This window comes from Mesorhizobium abyssinicae (assembly GCF_049887195.1).
Lineage (GTDB): Bacteria > Pseudomonadota > Alphaproteobacteria > Rhizobiales > Rhizobiaceae > Mesorhizobium > Mesorhizobium abyssinicae.
The window spans coordinates 1-790 of record NZ_JARAKC010000104.1; the positions used below are offsets into that span (position 1 = coordinate 1).

At 64.1% G+C, this 790-nt stretch carries 1 protein-coding gene; it reads right to left on the reverse strand.

The genetic code is table 11. The features are described 5' to 3' along the window. A partial coding sequence (locus tag PU724_RS33825) for an AMP-binding protein (protein ID WP_426213837.1) occupies positions 1–790 on the reverse strand: 790 nt, incomplete at both ends.

The window sequence follows — 790 nt, forward strand, 5'->3', positions numbered from 1 at the left end:
TAGCGCGCCAGATCCCCGGTCCGGTAGAGGCGGTCGCCCTCCACGAACGGGCTGGCGATGAAGCGCTCGGCCGTCAGCGCGGGCCGGTTGAGATAGCCGCGCGCCACCCCCGCCCCGCCGATATAGAACTCGCCAACCGCCCCCAGCGGCACCGGCTGACCATGAGCGTCCAGGAGATACACCCGCGTGTTCGCGATCGGACGGCCGATATGTGGCACGAGGTTGTCGCTGCAGAGTCGTCCCGAGGTTGCCACGACGGTAGCTTCAGTGGGGCCATAGTTATTTATCAACTTGAGGGGCGACGGTGGCAGGGAAGGCACACGCTGGAGACGATCACCGCCGATCAGCAAGTACTTCAAAGTGGAATTTACCAGCTTGTCTTCCAGCGCGGTTATAGCCAGCGGCGTGACTAGGAAGGCGCTCGCCAACGATTGATCATGCCACCATTGCAACAGACGCGAGGAATCTCCCGCTGCCGCCCTGGGCGGGAGCAGCAAAGTGCTACGATTGTAGAATGCAGACCACAGCTCCCAGGCGCTGGCATCGAATGCTGATCCGGCCGTGAGCGCGCAGCAGGTTTCTAGTTGCGGACAGAACGTTTGCACATGCCATGCTGTAAGGTTGACCAGTCCGCGATGCTCGACCATGACGCCCTTGGGCGTCCCGGTGGAGCCTGAGGTGTAGATGATATAGGCGAGATGGCGCGCGGTGAGCCCGAGCGCGCGCGGGTCGGGATCGCAAGCCGGCTGCCCGGCCCAGGCGGGTGCGGCGGTGTCGAGGTCGACCACGC